13 protein-coding genes, 1 tRNA gene, 1 pseudogene and 1 riboswitch are annotated in these 18,775 nt (G+C 71.8%); of the genes and pseudogenes, 3 read left to right on the forward strand and 12 right to left on the reverse strand.

The genetic code is table 11. The features are described from left to right. Positions 1–78: 78 nt before the first annotated feature. The 11 genes from prmC to GXW83_RS29170 all read right to left on the reverse strand — a co-directional run bounded on the left by prmC (position 79) and on the right by GXW83_RS29170 (position 14,450). Complete coding sequence (gene prmC / locus GXW83_RS29120) at positions 79–945, reverse strand: peptide chain release factor N(5)-glutamine methyltransferase (protein ID WP_182446024.1); 867 nt, start codon at positions 943–945, stop codon at positions 79–81. Between the two features lie 44 nt (positions 946–989). Next, a complete protein-coding gene (gene prfA / locus GXW83_RS29125) occupies positions 990–2,072 on the reverse strand; it encodes a peptide chain release factor 1 (RefSeq protein ID WP_182446025.1) in 1,083 nt (360 codons plus the stop codon). Positions 2,073–2,240: 168 nt separating this feature from the next. Beyond that, positions 2,241–2,465, reverse strand: coding sequence for a 50S ribosomal protein L31 (rpmE, locus tag GXW83_RS29130; protein WP_182446026.1), 225 nt, complete (start codon positions 2,463–2,465; stop codon positions 2,241–2,243). Positions 2,466–2,586: 121 nt separating this feature from the next. Beyond that, a complete protein-coding gene (locus GXW83_RS29135) occupies positions 2,587–3,876 on the reverse strand; it encodes an LCP family protein (RefSeq protein ID WP_182446027.1) in 1,290 nt (429 codons plus the stop codon). 221 nt (positions 3,877–4,097) lie between these two features. Beyond that, positions 4,098–6,245, reverse strand: a complete 2,148-nt coding sequence (gene rho / locus GXW83_RS29140) for a transcription termination factor Rho (RefSeq protein ID WP_182446028.1) — start codon at positions 6,243–6,245, stop codon at positions 4,098–4,100. 579 nt (positions 6,246–6,824) lie between these two features. Then, positions 6,825–7,745: a homoserine kinase gene (gene thrB, locus GXW83_RS29145; RefSeq protein WP_182446029.1), complete on the reverse strand. Its 921-nt coding sequence runs from the start codon at positions 7,743–7,745 to the stop codon at positions 6,825–6,827. Between the two features lie 364 nt (positions 7,746–8,109). Next, positions 8,110–9,273, reverse strand: a complete 1,164-nt coding sequence (gene thrC / locus GXW83_RS29150) for a threonine synthase (protein WP_182446030.1) — start codon at positions 9,271–9,273, stop codon at positions 8,110–8,112. 4 nt (positions 9,274–9,277) lie between these two features. Further along, positions 9,278–10,561 (reverse strand): homoserine dehydrogenase, encoded by a 1,284-nt coding sequence (locus tag GXW83_RS29155; protein ID WP_182446031.1) that lies wholly within the window; start codon positions 10,559–10,561, stop codon positions 9,278–9,280. A 140-nt stretch (positions 10,562–10,701) separates the two neighbouring features. After that, positions 10,702–12,096 carry a diaminopimelate decarboxylase gene (gene lysA, locus GXW83_RS29160; RefSeq protein ID WP_182446032.1) on the reverse strand — a complete coding sequence of 465 codons (1,395 nt, stop codon included), beginning with the start codon at positions 12,094–12,096 and terminating at the stop codon, positions 10,702–10,704. A gap of 87 nt (positions 12,097–12,183) precedes the next feature. Next, complete coding sequence (gene argS / locus GXW83_RS29165) at positions 12,184–13,845, reverse strand: arginine--tRNA ligase (RefSeq protein WP_182446033.1); 1,662 nt, start codon at positions 13,843–13,845, stop codon at positions 12,184–12,186. A gap of 203 nt (positions 13,846–14,048) precedes the next feature. Continuing rightward, the gene (locus tag GXW83_RS29170) at positions 14,049–14,450 is read right to left on the reverse strand and encodes a PleD family two-component system response regulator (protein WP_182446034.1); all 402 of its coding nucleotides are present in this window, start codon (positions 14,448–14,450) and stop codon (positions 14,049–14,051) included. 137 nt (positions 14,451–14,587) lie between these two features. Here GXW83_RS29170 and GXW83_RS29175 point away from each other — a divergent pair. Then, positions 14,588–14,659: transfer RNA gene (locus tag GXW83_RS29175), tRNA-Arg, on the forward strand. Positions 14,660–15,124: 465 nt separating this feature from the next. Then, positions 15,125–15,902, forward strand: a pseudogene (locus GXW83_RS29180) (GntR family transcriptional regulator). A 22-nt stretch (positions 15,903–15,924) separates the two neighbouring features. On the opposite strand, the gene GXW83_RS29185 reads toward GXW83_RS29180, so the two are convergent. Continuing rightward, positions 15,925–16,296, reverse strand: a complete 372-nt coding sequence (locus GXW83_RS29185; RefSeq protein WP_182446035.1) for an STAS domain-containing protein — start codon at positions 16,294–16,296, stop codon at positions 15,925–15,927. 322 nt (positions 16,297–16,618) lie between these two features. Further along, positions 16,619–16,791: riboswitch (M-box (ykoK) riboswitch) on the forward strand. A 314-nt stretch (positions 16,792–17,105) separates the two neighbouring features. On the opposite strand from GXW83_RS29185, the gene GXW83_RS29190 reads away from it, so the two are divergent. Next, positions 17,106–18,770, forward strand: a complete 1,665-nt coding sequence (locus tag GXW83_RS29190) for an NRAMP family divalent metal transporter (protein WP_182446036.1) — start codon at positions 17,106–17,108, stop codon at positions 18,768–18,770. Positions 18,771–18,775: the final 5 nt, after the last annotated feature.

Below are 18,775 nucleotides of genomic sequence, written 5' to 3' on the forward strand. Positions count from 1 at the left end.
CGGCGGTCGTGCGGTCGTGCGTGTTGCTGTCGTTCGTCGTGCGGTCGTGCGTGGTGCGGTAAGTCGTGGTGCGGCGGTTCACGGCGCCGCTCGGCGGGCCGTGGCGAAGCGCGGACGGTTGTTCAGGTCCCGGTGGTCGGCGGCGTCCGTCCAGCCGGCCTCCTCGCGGAAGATCCACGGCACCAGCCCGCCCTGGGTGTCGGCGTGCTCGACGACCACCACCCCGCCCGGGCGCAGCAGCCGGGCGGCGACCTTCTCGATGCCGCGGATGGTGTCCAGGCCGTCCTCGCCGGAGAACAGCGCCAGCTCCGGGTCGTGGTCCCGGGCCTCGGGGGCCACATACTCCCACTCGGTCAGCGGGATGTACGGCGGATTGCTGATGACCAGGTCGAAACGGCCGACCAGCTCCGGCTGGTCGGCGAAGGCCTTGGTGGCGTCGCCCTGGACCAGGCTGATCCGGGAGGCGTCCGGGCTGGCGTCGACGTTGCGCCGGGCCCAGGCGTACGCCTGGTCGGACAGCTCCACGGCATGCACCCTGCTGCGCGGGACCTCCTGCGCCAGCGCCAGCGCGATCGCCCCGGAGCCGGTGCACAGGTCCACCACCAGCGGTTCGGCGACGTCCATGGAGCGCAGCGCGTCTATGGCCCAGCCCACCACCGACTCGGTCTCCGGCCGGGGCACGAACACCCCGGGGCCGACCTGCAGCTCCAGGTAGCGGAAGAAGGCCCGGCCGGTGATGTGCTGCAGCGGCTCGCGGGCCTCGCGGCGGGAGATGACCTCCCAGTAGCGGGCGTCGAAGTCGGCGTCGGCGACGGTGTGCAGCTCGCCCCGCTTGACCTCGTGCACGTACGCGGCCAGTTCCTCGGCGTCGAACCGCGGCGAAGGCACGCCTGCGGCAGCCAACCGCTGGGTGGCCTGGGCCACCTCGGCGAGCAGCAGGTTCACTGCGTACCTCCTCGGATCCGGGTGTGCGTCGGGTGGTCGGGGCTTCAGCCGTTCTGGGCGGCCGCTTCGAGCCGGGCCGCGGCGTCGGCGTCGACGGCGGACTGGATGATCGGGTCCAGCTCGCCGCCGAGGACCTGGTCCAGGTTGTACGCCTTGAAGCCGGTCCGGTGGTCCGAGATCCGGTTCTCCGGGAAGTTGTAGGTGCGGATCCGCTCGGAGCGGTCCACGGTGCGGACCTGGCTCCGGCGGGCGTCGCTGGCCTCCTGGTCGGCGGCCTCCTGGGCGGCGGCCAGCAGCCGCGAGCGCAGGATGCGCATGGCCTGCTCCTTGTTCTGGAGCTGGCTCTTCTCGTTCTGGCAGGAGGCGACGATGCCGGTCGGCACGTGGGTGATCCGGACCGCCGAGTCGGTGGTGTTGACCGACTGTCCGCCCGGGCCGGAGGAACGGTAGACGTCGATCCGCAGGTCGTTGGCGTTCACCTCGACCTCGACGTCCTCGGCCTCCGGGGTGACCAGCACGCCGGCGGCGGAGGTGTGGATCCGGCCCTGCGACTCGGTCGCCGGAACCCGCTGCACCCGGTGCACGCCGCCCTCGTACTTCAGCCGCGCCCACACGCCCTGCCCGGGCTCGACCACGCCGCCGCGGGCCTTCACCGAGACCTGGACGTCCTTGTAGCCGCCGAGGTCGGACTCGTTGGCGTCGATGATCTCGGTCTTCCAGCCGACCTTCTCGGCGTAGCGCAGGTACATCCGCAGCAGGTCTCCGGCGAACAGCGCCGACTCCTCGCCGCCCTCGCCCGCCTTGACCTCCAGCAGGACGTCCTTGTCGTCGTTGAGGTCGCGCGGGACCAGCAGCAGCCGCAGGTCCTCGGTCAGCTCGCCCCGGCGCAGCTCCAGCTGCTTGATCTCGGCGTAGAAGTCCGGGTCGTCGGCGGCCAGCTCGCGGGCGGTCTCGATGTCCTCGCCGGTCTGGCGCCAGGCCCGGTAGGCGGCGGTGATCGGGGTCAGCTCGGCGTACCGCTTGGAGAGCCGGCGGGCCTCGCCCTGGTCGGCGTGGACGGCCGGGTCGGCGAGCCGCTCCTCCAGGACCGCATGCTCGCTGAGGAGCTCCTCGACTGCCTCGAACATGGGGCTGTGCCTTCTTCCGACGTGCGTGGGTGCGTGACCTGGCGGGCGTGACCGGCCGCGGGGCGTCCGGTGCGTCTGGGCAATGCGAACGACGCCGACCGGGCGGACCCTACTGGACTGAACGGAAGCAGTGCAGTGGGGACGCGTCCGGCCGGCGCCGTCTGTGCGCTAGCCCTGCTTGGCGGCGTGCTTCTTGCCGAAGCGGGCCTCGAAGCGCGCGACGCGGCCACCGGTGTCCATGATCTTCTGCTTGCCGGTGTAGAAGGGGTGGCAGTTGGAGCAGACCTCGGCGCGGATCACGCCGGAGGGCTCGGTGCTGCGGGTGGTGAACTCGTTGCCGCACGTGCAGGTGACGTGGGTGACCACGTAGGTCGGGTGGATCTCGGGCCTCAAGGGGTGCTCCTAGGTTCGGGAGGGCTCCGGGTCGGACGGCGGGTTGCCGTTCGTGAACCGGGACCGACGTACCAGTCTGCCAGGACTGGCCGCATACCCCAAAACCGCGCGGGCCGGTCGGCTATTCCTGCCCGGCCCCGGCCACCGGCCCGGCCCCGGAGGCGGCCGCCGAGGGCGTCGGCGGCGCGGTGGAGGACGGCCTCGCCGAGGGCGTGGGGGTCGGGGTGGTGCTGTCGGCCGGGTTGGTGATCTGGACGTTCAGCACGGACGCCGGGACCGCCTGGTCGTGCGCCAGGGCCGTCCACAGCTCGGTCACCAGCGGGTTGAGCGGCACCAGCCGGTTGGGGTCGCTGGGGGCGGTCATGGTGGGCATGGTCACCGAGGTGACGTCGGCGGCGGAGATGCCCTTGAGGGCCTCGGCGAAGGAGATCAGCGAGGTGATCGAGCCCAGGTCGCTGTCGGTGGTGAGCGAGCTGGTGGCGGTGTCGGCGATGTCGTAGAGCTTGCCGGGGTCGCCGAGCAGGTCCAGGCTCTCGGCCTGGGTCATGATCGATCTGATCATCTGCTGCTGCAGCTCGATCCGTCCCAGGTCGCTGCCGTCGCCGACGCCGTGCCGGGTGCGGACGAAGGCCAGCGCGTCCGTGCCGTCGAGGTGGTGCGTGCCGGCGGCCAGGTGCAGGCCGCTCAGGTCGTCGTCGATGGGGACGGTGGTGGTGACCGTCACCCCGCCCAGCGAGTCGATCAGCTTGGCGAAGCCCGCGAAGTCCACCTCGACGAAGTGGTCCATCCGCAGGTCGGTCATGGACTCCACGGTCTTCACCGCGCAGGCAGGGCCGCCGACCTCGTACGCGGTGTTGAACATGACCCCGCTGGCGGCGGGCAGCACGGCGCCCCGGTCGGTGGCCCCGGTGCTGGTGCAGGAGGGCCGGGTGACCAGGGTGTCGCGGGGGATGCTGACCACGTCGGCGCGGCTGTGCGACTGGTTGACGTGGACGATGATGGCGGTGTCCGAGCGGGCCGTGCCGTCGGTGGCGCCGCCCGCGAGCCGGCCGTTGGCCCCGGAACGCGAGTCGGAGCCCAGCACCAGGATGTTCATCGCGCCCTTGGTGGAGGCGGCCGGACGGTCGCTGCCGAGGGCGGCGGAGATGTTCACGGTCCTGATGTTGTGGTTGAGCCGCCAGAAGAGGTAGCCGCCGAGCGCCGCGCAGACCAGCACCACCCCCAGCGTGGTCCAGGCGAGGATGCGTACGATGCGGCGGCCGGTCAGCGGGCGGCGGGTGCGCGGCGCGCGCTGCGGCGGGGCGCTGCCGGGCTGCGCCGACGGCTGCGGCTGCCCCGGCTGCCCGTCGCGTGGACGGTCGTCGCGTGGCTGGTCGTCGCTCGGCTGGTCGTCCCTGGGCTGCTCGTTCATCGCGGCGTGGACCGTCCTTCGCTGTCGGCGCGTCGGCCTGCTCGTCCTGCCCGTGCTGCTGGCCGCCCATCCTCGCGGGTCTGCGGTCGTGACTCCTGACTGATTTTGTACTGATATGTCCGATCTTGAATGAGCGTACGCGAGCCTCACCCGGTCCGCAGGCGAGAACGCCGCAGCCCCGGACCGCTGGGTCCGGGGCTGCGGCGGTGCTGCGAGCGGGGTCAGTCGCCCTGGCCGGGCGTCGTCTTCGCAATCTGCATCAGGAACTCGGCATTGCTGGAGGTCTTCTTCATCTTGTCCACCAGCAGCTCGATCGCCTGCTGCGAGTCGAGCGCGTGCAGCACCCGGCGCAGCTTCCAGACGATGGACAGCTCGTCCGAGCCCAACAGGATCTCCTCCTTGCGGGTGCTGGACGCGTCCACGTCCACCGCCGGGAAGATGCGCTTGTCGGCCAGCTTGCGGTCGAGCTTGAGCTCCATGTTGCCGGTGCCCTTGAACTCCTCGAAGATCACGTCGTCCATCCGCGAGCCGGTGTCGACCAGCGCGGTGGCGATGATGGTCAGCGAGCCGCCGTTCTCGATGTTGCGCGCCGCGCCGAAGAACTTCTTCGGCGGGTAGAGCGCGGTCGAGTCGACACCGCCGGACAGGATGCGCCCGGAGGTCGGGGCCGCCAGGTTGTAGGCACGGCCCAGACGGGTGATGGAGTCCAGCAGCACGACCACGTCGTGGCCCAGCTCCACCAGCCGCTTGGCCCGCTCGATGGCCAGCTCGGCGACGGTGGTGTGGTCCTCGGCGGGCCGGTCGAAGGTCGAGGAGATGACCTCGCCCTTGACCGAGCGCTGCATGTCGGTGACCTCTTCCGGACGCTCGTCGACCAGGACGACCATCAGGTGGCACTCGGGGTTGTTGTGGGTGATCGCGTTGGCGATCGCCTGCATGATCATCGTCTTGCCGGTCTTCGGCTGGGCGACGATCAGACCGCGCTGGCCCTTGCCGATGGGCGTCACCAGGTCGATGATCCGGGTGGTGATGACCCCCGGGTCGGTCTCCAGGCGCAGCCGCTCCTGCGGGTACAGCGGGGTGAGCTTGTTGAACTCCGGACGGTTGCGGCCGGAGTCCGGCTCGCTGCCGTTCACCGAGTCCAGCCGGACCAGCGCGTTGAACTTCTCGCGGCGCTCGCCGTCCTTGGGCTGGCGGACCGCGCCGGTGATGGCGTCGCCCTTGCGCAGGCCGTTCTTGCGGACCTGGGCCAGCGACACGTACACGTCGTTCGGGCCGGACAGGTAGCCGGACGTCCGGACGAAGGCGTAGTTGTCCAGGATGTCCAGGATGCCGGCCACCGGGATCAGCACGTCGTCGTCGTTGACCTGCTGCTCGGTCGGGGCGTCGAAGCCGTCCCGGCGGTTGCGGCGGTTGCGGTCGCGGTAGCGCCCGCGGCGGCGGCCGCCGAACTCGTCGTCGTCCTGGTAGCCGCCCTGGCCCTGCTGCCCCTGCTGCTGGCCCTGGTTGCCCTGGCCCTGCTGGCGGCCCTGGTTGCCCTGGCCGTCCTGGGACTGGTTGCCGCGGTCGCGGTCACGGCGGTTGCGGCGCTCGCCGCGCTCGCCCCGCTCGTTGCCGGCGGCGCGGTCGCGGCGGCTGTCGCCGCCCTCGGCGTCGGCGGCGGGCGCGGCGGCCGAACCGGCGCCGCCGTCCTGGACCTGGCCGCGGTCGCCGCGGCGGTCGCGGCGCTCACGGCGGCCCTCACGGCCCTCGGCGCCGTCCGTACGGCCCTCGGACGCCGGGCGCTCGCGCACCTCGGTGGCGACCGCGGCCGGTGCGGCGGCGGCCTCGGCGGGCGCTGCGGCGGGGGCGGACTGCTGCGCGGCTTCCGGCGCGGCGGTCAGCGAGGTGGCCGGCGCGGTGGCCCGGCGGCTGCGGCGCGGAGCGCGCTCCGCCACCGGGGCGTCGCCCGCGACCTGCACCGGGATGTCGATCTGCTGCTGCTCGACGGCGCGCGCCCGGGCGGTGCGGCGCGCCGGAGCGGCCTGCGCGGGGGCCTGCTCGGCCTCGGCTGCGGCGGGCTCGGCGGACGCCTGGGGGGCGGCCGCGGCGGCCTTGGCCGCGCGGGGGGCCCGCTTGGCAGGCGTCTCGGACGCAGCGAGCAGCGGGTCGCCGCCGCTCTTGGCCTTGATGGCGTCGATCAGGTCGCCCTTGCGCATCCGGCCAGTGCCGCTGATGCCGAGGCCGGTTGCGAGCTGCTGCAGCTCAGCGAGCACCATGGCGTTGAGCCCGGTGCCCGTGGTCCGACGGCGCTTCGGCGCGGAGGCCGTGTCTGCGTCCGACGCATCAGCGTCCGGGCGCGCGCCCATCAGATCGGTGGTGTCGCTCACGAAGGGTCCTTCCCTGGAGCGGACGTCGGCCTGTCTGGCTCGGCGACCGGTTGTGCTGTCCGCATCTGCGCTCGTTTTCGCAGGTGCGGGGCGGTGGTCCGCCGGATGGCGGTCATACGAAAGTGCGGTGTCCCCTTGCGGTGCCTTGGTACTCATGCACACCGCGTTCCGGGCCCCCGTCGCGTGTCTGGTTTCCCTTCCCCGGACTGCAGTCTCGGCACGGGCTGTGCGTCACATGCGGGACTGAGGCACCGACACGGCTTCGGGATGCGGTCACACTTGCGCAGGCAGGCTGCGTACGCGCTGTGGCGGGCTCCCGGAGAATTGCTGTCCCGGAGCGGTCACCCCACGGAAGCGGAGCAGGCCAGGATCGGGACGCGGCGCACCGGGCCCCGCAGGGCACCTGGTGCAGACATGAGATTAACACTACTGGACCCAACAAACATTCCCCCGCACTGTGTCGGTCAATCGTGTCCTGCGGCTCACACTTCGCACAACCCCGCGCCGGGGTGGCTGGGGGCGGCCCGGCCGGACCCGACCGGGCCCGGCGGCGGGGGGCGTCGCCGGGCGGTGGGCCGTTCAGGTGGCGAGCGGCAGCACGGCGACGCCGTCGTGGTCGAGTTCCAGCTGGTGGGCGGCCCAGTCGGGCCCGGCGAGGGCCGTCACCTTGTCGGCGGTGGCGGCGTCGGCGAGGGCCAGCACGGTCGGCCCGGCGCCGGAGATCACCGCAGCCACGCCCTGCGCGCGCAACTCGGCGACCAGCGCGGCGCTCTGCGGCATGGCCGGGGAGCGGTAGTCCTGGTGCAGCCGGTCCTCGGTGGCCGGAAACAGCAGCTCCGGCCTGCGGGTCAGGGCCTCGACGAACAGCGCGGCCCGGCCGACGTTGGCCGCGGCGTCCGCATGCGGCACGGTCGCGGGCAGCAGGCCCCGGGCGACCTCGGTCAGCACCGGCGTCGAGGGCACGAAGACGACCGGGACGACCAGCGCCGACGGGGTGAGCGCCACCGCGTGCGCGTCGTGGTCGCCGTCGGTCCAGGCGATGGTGAAACCGCCCAGCAGGCAGGCGGCCACATTGTCCGGGTGGCCCTCGATCTCGGACGCCAGGGCCAGGACCGCCGCGTCGTCCAGCTGCTCGGCGCCGCCGACGGTGACCGCCCGGGCGGCGACGATCCCGGCGCAGATGGCGGCCGAGGAGGAGCCGAGGCCCCGGCCGTGCGGAATCCGGTTGGCGCAGACCACCTCCAGGCCCCGGGGCTGGCCGCCGAGCCGGTCGAAGGTGGTGCGCATGGCGCGGACCACCAGGTGCCGCTCGTCCCGGGCCAGGCTGTCGGCGCCCTCACCGGCGATGTCGACGTGCAGGCCGGACTCGGCCACCCGGACCACGACGTCGTCGTACAGGCCCAGCGCCAGCCCGAAGGAGTCGTAGCCGGGGCCCAGGTTGGCGCTGGTCGCGGGCGTGCGCACGCGGGTGGCGGCGGCGCGGAAGGCGGGGCCGGGCATGTCGCTGGCGCTCCTGACGTGGGTGCGGGGTGGCGGGCGGTACGGGTGTGGCGGGCGTGGCTGGTGGTGCGGGTGCGGGTGTTGCTGTGACGGGTGGTGCCGGTGTGGCTGATGGTTCCGGTGGTGCTGGTGCGGCCGGTGGTGCCGCTGTTGCTGCTGGTGGGGCTGGTGGGGCTGGTTCCGGTGCGGCTGCTGAGACCGTACTGCCTGCGGCGGCCGACCGGGACGGGTCGGCGTCCGCCCCGCCCCCGCCCGGCCGCGACCGTCGCCCGTACGGGTGAGCGGGCCACCCGCGCACCCCTGCTGCGGGGTGCGCGGGCGGCTGCGCGGCTGTCGGCTGCGGCCACTGCGGCCGCCGCGGCGGTTACGCCAGGTCGAGCTGTTCGGCGGCGGCGGCGGCGTCCACCGGGACGACCGTCGGCCGGGGGGCGCCGGCGACGGCCCAGTCCGGGTCCTTGAGCCCGTTGCCGGTCACCGTGCAGACGATGCGCTGGCCGGGGTCGACCAGCCCGCGCTCGGCGGCGTGCAGCAGCCCGGCCACGCTCGCGGCCGAGGCCGGCTCCACGAACACCCCCTCGGACGCGGCCAGCAGCCGGTAGGCCGAGAGGATTTGACGGTCTGTCACCTTATCGATAAGCCCACCGGACTCGTCCCGCGCGGCCAGCGCGAAGTCCCAGGAGGCCGGGTTGCCGATGCGGATCGCGGTGGCGATGGTCTGCGGCTGCAGCACCGGCGCGCCGTCCACGATCGGGGCCGAGCCGGACGCCTGGAACCCCCACATCCGCGGGGTCCGACTGGCCGGGCCCGGAAGGATGCGGGGCGAAGCCCCTCCGTCGAGGGCGGTGGCGGGCGACGGGTGGGCATACTCGCGGTAGCCCTTCCAGTAGGCGGTGATGTTGCCCGCGTTGCCGACCGGCAGGACGTGGATGTCGGGCGCGTCGCCGAGCATGTCGACGATCTCGAAGGCGGCCGTCTTCTGGCCCTCGATCCGGACCGGGTTGACCGAGTTCACCAGGGCGACCGGGTACTTGTCGGAGAGGTCCCGGGCCAGCGTCAGGCAGTCGTCGAAGTTGCCGTCGACCTGGAGGATCCGCGCGCCGTGGATCAACGCCTGGCCCATCTTGCCCAGAGCGATCTTGCCCTGCGGCACCAGCACCGCGCAGACCATCCCGGCCCGGACCGCGTAGGCGGCGGCGGAGGCCGAAGTGTTGCCGGTGGAGGCGCAGATGACCGCCTGCGCGCCCTCCTCCTTGGCCCGGGAGATGGCCATCGTCATGCCCCGGTCCTTGAAGGAGCCGGTCGGGTTGGCGCCCTCGACCTTCAGGTACACCTCGCAGCCGGTGCGCTCGGAGAGCAGCTGGGCCGGGACCAGCGGCGTTCCGCCCTCCAGCAGGGTGACGACGGGGGTGGCCGGGTTGACCGGGAGCCGGTCCCGGTACTCCTCGATCAGGCCGCGCCACTGGTGGGTGCGGGCGCTCCGGGCGGCGTCCTGCCCGCTACCGGGGGACTGGCTGGTGATGGTGCTCATTGGGTCATTCCCCTTCGACACGCATGATGCTGGCCACGCCGCGGACATTGTCCAGGCTGCGCAGTGCGGCGACCGTAGCGGACAGCGCGGCGTCAGTGGCGCGGTGAGTGACTACGACGAGTGAGGCGTCGCCCTCCCGTCCCGTCTGCCGGACGGTGTCGATGGACACGCCGTGCTCGGCGAAGACGGTGGCGACCTGGGCCAGGACGCCCGCCTTGTCGGCGACATCCAGGCTGACGTGGTAGCGGGTCACTACATCGTCCATGGGGCTTACGGTGAGTCGAGCGTACGCCGACTCGCCCGGGCCCGTGGAACCGGCCAGCTTGTTGCGGCAGACCGCGACCAGGTCGCCGAGCACGGCGCTGGCGGTGGGCGCGCCGCCCGCGCCGGGGCCGTAGAACATCAGCTGCCCGGCCGCGTCGGCCTCGACGAAGACCGCATTGTAGGCGCCGCGGACCGAGGCCAGCGGGTGGGTCAGCGGGATCATCGCCGGGTGGACCCGGGCGGTCACCGAGGCGCCGTCGGCCGAGCGCTCGCAGATGGCGAGCAGCTTGACCACGCAGCCCATGGCCTTGGCGCTGGCGATGTCGGCGGCGGTGACCTCGGTGATGCCCTCGCGGAAGACGTCGGCGGCGGTCACCCGGGTGTGGAAGCCGATCCCGGCGAGGATGGCGGCCTTGGCGGCGGCGTCGAAGCCCTCGACGTCGGCGGTCGGGTCGGCCTCGGCGTAGCCGAGGGCGGTGGCCTCCTCCAGCGCCTCGGAATAGCCGGCGCCGGTGGAGTCCATCTTGTCGAGGATGAAGTTGGTGGTGCCGTTGACGATCCCGAGCACCCGGTTGACCTTGTCCCCGGCCAGGGACTCGCGCAGCGGGCGGACCAGCGGGATCGCGGCGGCCACGGCCGCCTCGTAGTAGAGGTCCACCCCGGCCCGGCTGGCGGCGGCGTGCAGGGCCGCGCCGTCGGCCGCCAGCAGGGCCTTGTTGGCGCTGACGACCGAGGCGCCGTTCTCGAAGGCGGTCAGGATCAGCCCGCGGGCCGGCTCGATGCCGCCGATGACCTCGATCACGACGTCGATGTCGTCGCGTTTCACCAGCTCGGCCGCGTCGGTGGTGAGCAGGTGGTCGGGGATGCCCGGGCGGGTGCGGCCCGCGCGGCGCACGGCCACCCCGGCCAGCTCCAGCTTGGCGCCGGTGCGCGCCTCCAGGTCGGCGGCGTGCGTCGTCATGATGCGGGCCACTTCGGTGCCTACTACTCCGCAACCGAGGAGCGCTACCTTCAGTGTGCGCATCGTCCGACTCCGCTCTGCTGGCTTTCCGGGGCTTCCGGGATGGGTGCGTGCTGGGTGCTGCTCTGCCCTACAACACCCCTAGTCTCGGCGACAAGGCGGGGAAATCTTCGCCCGTTCCAGACTTTGAGACGGGAATTTCACTAGCCGATATCGAGCCGCAGGAGATCCTCCTCCGTCTCCCGGCGGACGATCACCCGGGCCTCCCCCTCGGACACCGCCACCACCGGCGGCCGCAGCGCGTGGTTGTAGTTGCTGGCCATGGAGCGGCAGTAGGCGCCGGTGGCCGGGACCGCCAGCAGGTCGCCCGGGGCCAGGTCGGCCGGGAGGAAGGCGTCCCGGACGACGATGTCGCCCGACTCGCAGTGCTTGCCCACCACCCGCGACAGCATCGGCTCGGCATCCGACCGGCGGGACACCAGCGCCACGCTGTACTCGGCGTCGTACAGGGCGGTGCGGATGTTGTCGGACATGCCGCCGTCCACGCTCACATAGGTGCGCAGCCCCTCCAGCGGCTTCACCGTGCCGACCTCGTACAGGGTGAACGCGGTGGGCCCGACGATGGCGCGGCCGGGCTCGACCGAGATGCGAGGCGGAGTCAGACCGGCCGCCGCGCACTCGCGCTGGACGATCGAGGTCAGCGAGGCGGCGATCTCGGCGGGCTCGCGCGGGTCGTCGTCGCTGGTGTAGGCGATGCCGAGGCCGCCGCCGAGGTCGATCTCGGGCAGTTCGACGCCGTGCTCGGCCTTGATCTCGGCGAGCAGCCCGACCACGCGGCGGGCGGCGACGTCGAAACCGGCCGTGTCGAAGATCTGCGAGCCGATGTGCGAGTGGATGCCGACCAGCTCCAGGCCGTCCAGGGTCAGCGCCCGGCGCACCGCCTCGGCGGCCAGGCCGCCGGAGAGCGACAGGCCGAACTTCTGGTCCTCGTGCGCGGTGGCGATGAACTCGTGGGTGTGGGCCTCGACGCCGACGGTGACCCGGATCAGCACCTTCTGCCGGACGCCCTGCTGCTCGGCGATCCAGGAGAGCCGGGCCAGCTCCTCGAAGGAGTCGACCACGATGTGCCCGACGCCGGACTTGACCGCGTACCCCAGCTCGGCCGTCGACTTGTTGTTGCCGTGCAGGGCGATCCGGTCGGCGGGCATACCGGCCGACAGCGCGACGGTCAGCTCACCGGCGCTGCACACGTCGACGTTCAGCCCCTCCTCGTGCAGCCAGCGGACGACCGCCCGGGAGAGGAACGCCTTGCCCGCGTAGTAGACGTCGGCGCCCGGGCCGAACGCGTCCCGCCAGGCCCGGCAGCGGAAGCGGAAGTCCTGCTCGTCCAGGATGTAGGCGGGGGTGCCGAACTGCTCGGCGAGGGTCAGCACGTCGATGCCGCCGACGCTGACGACGCCGCCGGACGGCTCGCGGGAGACGGTGCGCGACCAGACCTTGGGGTCGAGGGTGTTCAGGTCGGCCGGCGGAGCGGTGAAGTGCCCCTCCGGCATGACGTCCCCGTGGCGCGGGCCGGCAGGGTGGGCGGAGCGGCTCATAGGACTATCTCCACTATCTCCACTAGGGCGCAGGGAGCGCCGAGGGGCGCGAAGGACGGTCCCCCGCCTTCGCGCCCCTCGCGTCGCTCACATGCGTTCGGGGGCCGAGACGCCCAGCAGGGCCAGGCCGTTGGCGATGACCGTGCGGGTCGCCTCGGCCAGCCAGAGGCGGGCGCGGTTCAGGTCGGTGACCTCGTCGTCACCCATGGGCAGGATGCGGCACTCGACGTAGAAGCGGTGGTACTTGCCCGCCAGCTTCTCCAAGTAGCGCGCCACGTGGTGGGGTTCGCGCAGCTCGCCGGCCTTGGCGACGACGGCCGGGAACTGGCCCAGCTCGCCCAGCAGGTCCGACTCCCACTCGGTGCTGAGGAGCTCCGGTTTGAAGTCCTCGGCGGAGCCCTTGTCGATGCCCAGGTCCGCGGCGTTGCGGGCGACCCCGGCCATACGCGTGTGCGCGTACTGGACGTAGTACACCGGGTTCTCGTTCGAGGTGCTGGTGAGCACGTCGATGTCGAGGGTGATGGTGGAGTCGGTGGACGACCGCGACAGGGTGTAGCGGGCGGCGTCCACGCCGATCCACTCGACGACGTCGTCGATGGTGATGATGTTGCCGGCCCGCTTGGACATGCGGACTTCCTGGCCGTCCTTCAGCATCTTCACGAACTGGCCGATGAGGATCTCGATGTTGTGCTCGGGATCGTCACCCGCGCAGGCCACCACGGCCTTCAGCCGGTTGACGTAGCCGTGGTGGTCGGCGCCCAGCATGTAGACGTTGATGTCGTTGCCGCGGTCGCGCTTGTTCAGGTAGTAGGCGGCGTCCGGCGCCAGGTACGTCTTCTCGCCGTCGGCCTTGACCAGGACCCGGTCCTTGTCGTCGCCGAAGTCGGTGGTCCGCAGCCAGGTGGCGCCGTCCTGCTCGAAGACGTGGCCCTGCTCGCGCAGCCGGTCGATCGCCTTGTCGACCGCGCCGGAGTCGTGCAGCGTCTTCTCCGAGAACCAGACGTCGAAGTGGACGCCGAACTCCTCCATGGAGCGCTGGATCTCGGCCACCATCAGCCGCAGGCCCTCGGTGCGGAACCGCTCCAGCTGCTCGGCCTCGGACAGCTCCAGGATGCCGGGGTTCTCCGCGACGATCCGGGCAGCGATGTCGTTGATGTACTCGCCGACGTAGCCGTCCTCGGGCACCGGCCGCTTGTTGGCGGACGCCAGCAGCGAGCCGCCGAACTTGGAGATCTGCACCCCGGCGTCGTTGATGTAGTACTCGCTGGTGACGTCGGCGCCGGAGGCCCGCAGGATCCGGGCGAGCGAGTCGCCGACGGCGGCCCAGCGGACCCCGCCGATGTGGATCGGGCCGGTCGGGTTGGCCGAGACGAACTCCAGGTCGATCCGCTGCCCGGCGAAGGCGTCGTTGTGCCCGTAGACGGCGCCGGCGGCGACGATGGAGCGGGCCAGCTCGCCCTGGGTGGCGGCGTCCAGCGTGACGTTCAGGAAGCCGGGCCCGGCGATGTCGACCGTGGCCACGCCCGGCAGCTCGCGCAGGCGCGCGGCTACCAGCTCGGCCACCTGTCGCGGCGGCTTGCCGGCCGCCTTCGCCAGTTGGAGGGCCACGTTGGTGGCGTAGTCGCCGTGGTCCCGGTTCTTGGGTCGCTCGACGGTCACCGTCTCGGGCACGGCGACGGTGAGGTCGCCCGCCTCCACGACGGCGCGAACGGCGGACTGGACTGCCTGGGAAAGCTCTGCGGGTGTCACAGGTGCAAGGGTAGGCGAGAAGGGGGGGCGATTTGGAATCCGCTTGGCTGCTGAGACGCCGCGCGCCGGACGCCCTGCCCACCGGCCTGTTCATCCGGCTGTTCACCCAGGGCGAACCCCGGGCCGGCGTCCCCTGCCCCGAGCCTGCCCCGGCTCTGCCCCGGCCCGGCCTCGGGCCCGGCGGCAGCCCTGAGCCCTCAGCCTCACCCCGCGGCGCTCCGCCGCTGCTCGGACGGCCGCGCCAGCCGCCGGACCAGGTCGATCAGGTCCATCGGCTCGAACGGCTTGGCCAGGTAGCCGTCCACCCCCACCGACTCCCCGCGCTCCAGATCCGCCGGGGTGCAGGCGCTGACGATGGCAATCGGATAGTGACGCGTCCGAGGATCGGCCCGCAGCCGCGCGGCGGTCCGCAGACCGTCCAGCCTCGGCATCACGACGTCCAGCGTGATCACGTCCGGCTGGACCTCGCCGACGATCTCCAGACACTCCGCGCCGTCGGCGGCGGTCACCACCTCGAAACCCTCAAGTTCCAGGTTGACCCTGATCAGCTGGCGAATCACCTCGCTGTCATCGACAACCAGGACCCGCCCCGAGACGCCGGACACATCACTGAGGGTAGGCGAAACCGTGACTCCCCGTCCGCCCTTTCCCCACTTCCACCCGAACCGGCGACCCCCCGAACCAAGAAGCCGTGCACGAGCAGCAGGCCAGGGCTGGTAGTGTTCTGCATGTCGCAAGGCAGGCCCCCGTAGCTCAGGGGATAGAGCACCGCCCTCCGGAGGCGGGTGCGTAGGTTCGAATCCTACCGGGGGCACTTCGCAAGAAGTGCAGCCAAGGCCCAGGTCAGCGGGATATCCCGCCAGCCTGGGCCTTCGTCATGCCAGGGGCGCCGCATGGCCGGCGTCCCATCTGTGACGTTCGGCTCCGGCGACTCCCGGCGGTGCGTCCGCGTCGAGGTCCACGAAGGTGCAGCCACGCAACATCCTGACCATCTGTGCGGCCAGGATCCACCGTGCCAGGCGGTCACGGGAGGACACCAGGGCATCCACCGTGGGCCGGAGCTCGGCGCCGACCGGCCGGTGGAGGCTTCCGTAGACGCCCCGACCCTGTAGTCCCTGACCCGCACGGCGACGGAGCCGCCGCGCAGGTGCGGGCAGAGCCGGGCCGACAACCGGGCGCAGGGCAGGCACACCGGCGTATGCGTCGCAGCTACGCCCTCGGGCCAGCCGCCCCTTGCGTCGTTCGCCGCCACAGGAGGTCCGACCTAGGACGTCTAGAGATGAAGGAGGAGCACTATGGCCGGCGACGGCGCAGGCAGCCCAAGTACCAGCGGATCGCCGAGGCGTTGAAGGCGGCCGTCGCGTCCGGGGAGTACCGGGCCGGCAACCGGCTGCCGGGCGAGAACGACCTGGTGGCGTCCTACGGTGTGGCTCGGATGACGGCACGCCAGGCGCTCGGAGTGCTGCAGAGCGAGGGCATCGCGGAGGCCCGCAAGGGGGTCGGGGTGTTCGTCCGCGAGTTCCGGCCGCTGCGCCGACAGGGCATTCAGCGGCTTGCCCGGGAGCAGTGGGGGTCGGGGCGGTCGATCTGGTCGGCGGACACCGAGGACCGGACACTGGTCGTCGACCAGGTCTCGGTCACCGAGGGGGGAACGCCTGAGCACGTCGCCCGGGTGCTCGACCTGGAACCGGGCGCACCGGCCTGCATCCGGAGCCGGCGCTTCGTGCTCGACGGCAAGCCGGTGCTGCTGTCGACGTCGTACCTGCCCGCCGCCCTGGTCGCGGGCACCCGGATCACCCAGCCCGACACCGGCCCCGGCGACACGTACGCCCGCCTCGCCGAAGTCGGTGCGGAGCCCGTGGCCCGTGCACTTCCGCGAGGAGATCCGCTCACGGATGCCCACGAAGGATGAGGGCGCCCGGCTGGAACTGGCCGCCGGAACCCCCGTCATCGCGCTCTGCCGCACCGCGTTCACCGGAGGCGGTCAGGCCGTGGAGGTCAATGAGATGACCCTGGATGCGGCCTCCTACGTGCTGGAGTACGACTTCGACGCGTGATCCGCAGCCGCCCCGCCCGGGGTCAGGGGCGGTTGCGGGCGGGGGTGTTGGTGCGGGCGTCGGCGTGGGTGGCGTAGCGGGGGAAGGCTTGGATCAGGCCGGTGCCGCGGAGGAGGCGGTCGATGCCGGGCTGGTCGTGGACCAGGCGGACCCAGCCGCCGAGGCGGTGGGCGCGGGCCTGGGCGGCGCGCAGTTCGCGCAGCGGGCTGACGTCCATGAAGGTGACGGCCGTGAGGTCGACGATGACCCGGGGGACGTCCCAGCCGGGGTCGGCAGCGTCGGCGCCCTCCAGGGTGGAGCGGAAGGCGACGGCGTTGGCGAGGTCCAGCTCCCCGTGGGGGCTGACGATCCGACACCGCTCGCCGGTGGCCGTGCTGTTGACGTCGACATCCATCGTGACTGCTCCCAACCTGGCCTGCCTGAGAAGTGGCCCTGCAGGCGGGGCCGAGGTCCTGGACCACGCAGGCACAGCTTAGGGCCCGGTAGGGGGTTCGGCACGGAGAGTTACCGGTACTGGAGGAAGACGCCCGCGCGGGTGAGCACGCGCGTCCGAATCTGGCGGGGTCGGACCGGGTGCGCCCACAGATACGTTTCTGCAGACGTACGTTTCTGCAGAAGGCCCGCTCACGAACTCGGCCCGGCCGTGTCCTAACCGCGAAAAGTGGCACAGGGCGCCCTCAGCGGGGTCTATACTGACGCCGTTCTTATTTTTGTGTCTGGCACCTCGTTCGGTGAGGCGTCTTCACGGACACAGGCCACTGATCCCACCCGTCGAGAGACGCTCCGGATCAGGACAGATCTCCCCGACCTAAGGGGTGATCCCAAGTGGCTTCCCCCGTCGGGGGATCACGCCGTGGAGTGCCAAAGCTCTGACGAGTTGGGGTGTACCGGGACCGGCCTGTCGTGGTCGGTGGACCGGTCCGCTCCTTGCGAGTCCGCTGACGCGTACAGCGTCCCGGCCGGGAGGAGGCGAAAGTCAATGGACTGCGACAGCAGTAGTCCGGGCCACCATAGGCCCCTCTTCCGCCTGTCCCTGTTCTCACCCGGCACGCGGTAACCACCCTTCAGCGGACGTCGAACCACCCATCGAGTGGCACCACTGCGTCGTGGCGCCCCGTCGACTGTCCGACCCTGCCCTCATGCAGGGCTTTGATGGCTGCTTCGTGTCCCGACCATCCCCTTTCGGGGGCCGGGAGGCTTGTCATGACCGAGACCACTCTCACCACTGCACCGCCCACGGCGCTGCCCGCCGCCGCAACCCGCTCCGCCGTGCTCGACGAGGCGCACCTCGGCGACATCCACGGCGCCTTCGGCACCATCCGGCTCGACGACCACGCGCCGACCGGCATGTCCGCCAAGCTGCGGACGCTGCTGGCGATCGTCGGCCCCGGCCTGATCGTCATGGTCGGCGACAACGACGCCGGCGCCTTCGCCACCTACGGCCAGGCCGGGCAGAACTACGGCACGCACCTCATGTGGACGCTGCTGCTGCTCGTCCCGGTGCTCTACGTCAACCAGGAGATGGTGCTGCGACTGGGCGCGGTCACCGGCGTCGGCCACGCCCGGCTGATCTTCAGCCGCTTCGGCAAGTTCTGGGGCGCGTTCTCGGTCATCGATCTGCTGCTGCTCAATGCGCTGACGCTGGTCACCGAGTTCATCGGGATCACCCTGGCCACCGGCTACCTGGGGCTGCCCAAGATCCCGGCGGTGCTGCTCGCGGCGGCCATCATCATCGCCTCCGCGTTCACCGGCTCCTTCAAGCGGTTCGAGCGGATCGCCATGGCGCTGTGCGTCGGCTCGCTGCTGCTGGTGCCGCTGTACTTCCTGATCCACCCCGCCTCCTCGCAGATGGCCCGCTCCTTCGTGACGCCCGACCTGCCCGGCGGCAGCGGGCAGTTGGCCACCGTGATGCTGCTGGTCATCGGCATCGTGGGCACCACCGTGGCGCCCTGGCAGCTGTTCTTCCAGCAGTCGTACGTCATCGACAAGCGGATCACGCCGCGCTTCATGGCGTACGAGAAGGCCGATCTGTGGCTCGGGATCGTCATCGTGGTCGTCGGTGCGGCGGCGGTCATGGGGATCTCGACCGCGGCCTTCGCCGGTACCAGCGCCTTCGGCCACTTCACCGACGCCGCCGGGCTGGCCCACGGCATCGCCGCCCACGCGGGCAGGGTCGCCGGGGTGCTGTTCGCCATCGCCCTGCTGGACGCCTCGATCATCGGCGCCTTCGCCGTCTCGCTCTCCACCGCCTACGCCATCGGCGACGTCTTCGGCATCAAGCACTCGCTGCACCGGGGCGTCGAGGGCGCCAAGGGCTTCTACGCCGTGTACGCCGGTCTGGTGCTGGTGGCGGCCGTGATCGTGCTGATCCCGGGGTCGCCGCTGGGCCTGCTCACCATGGGCGTGCAGGCGCTGGCCGGGGTGCTGCTGCCGTCCGCCTCGGTCTACCTGCTGATGCTGTGCAACGACCGCGAGGTCCTGGGCCCGTGGGCCAACGGGCCGCGCACCAACGCGTTCACCGCGCTGGTCGTGGGCGTGCTGGTGGCGCTGTCGCTGATCCTGACCGCCTCGGTGGTCTTCCCGGACATCACCGCCGGTGCGATCTTCGACATCCTGGGCGCCTCCGGGGTGGCGGGCCTGCTGCTGGCCGGGTTCCGGCTGTGGCGGCAGCGCGGACGGGCGGTCGAGCCGATCGACCGCACCGGCCGGGACGACTGGCGGATGCCGCCGGTGGAGACGCTGACCCGGCCGGTGTTCGCCACCGGCCACCGGATCGGCATGGCGGTGCTGCGGTCCTACCTGCTGGCGGCGACCGTCCTGGTGGTGGTCCGGCTGGTGCAGCTGGCCCTGTCGGGCTCCGCGGGCTGAGCGCA

The organism is Streptacidiphilus sp. PB12-B1b (assembly GCF_014084125.1).
GTDB lineage: Bacteria > Actinomycetota > Actinomycetes > Streptomycetales > Streptomycetaceae > Streptacidiphilus.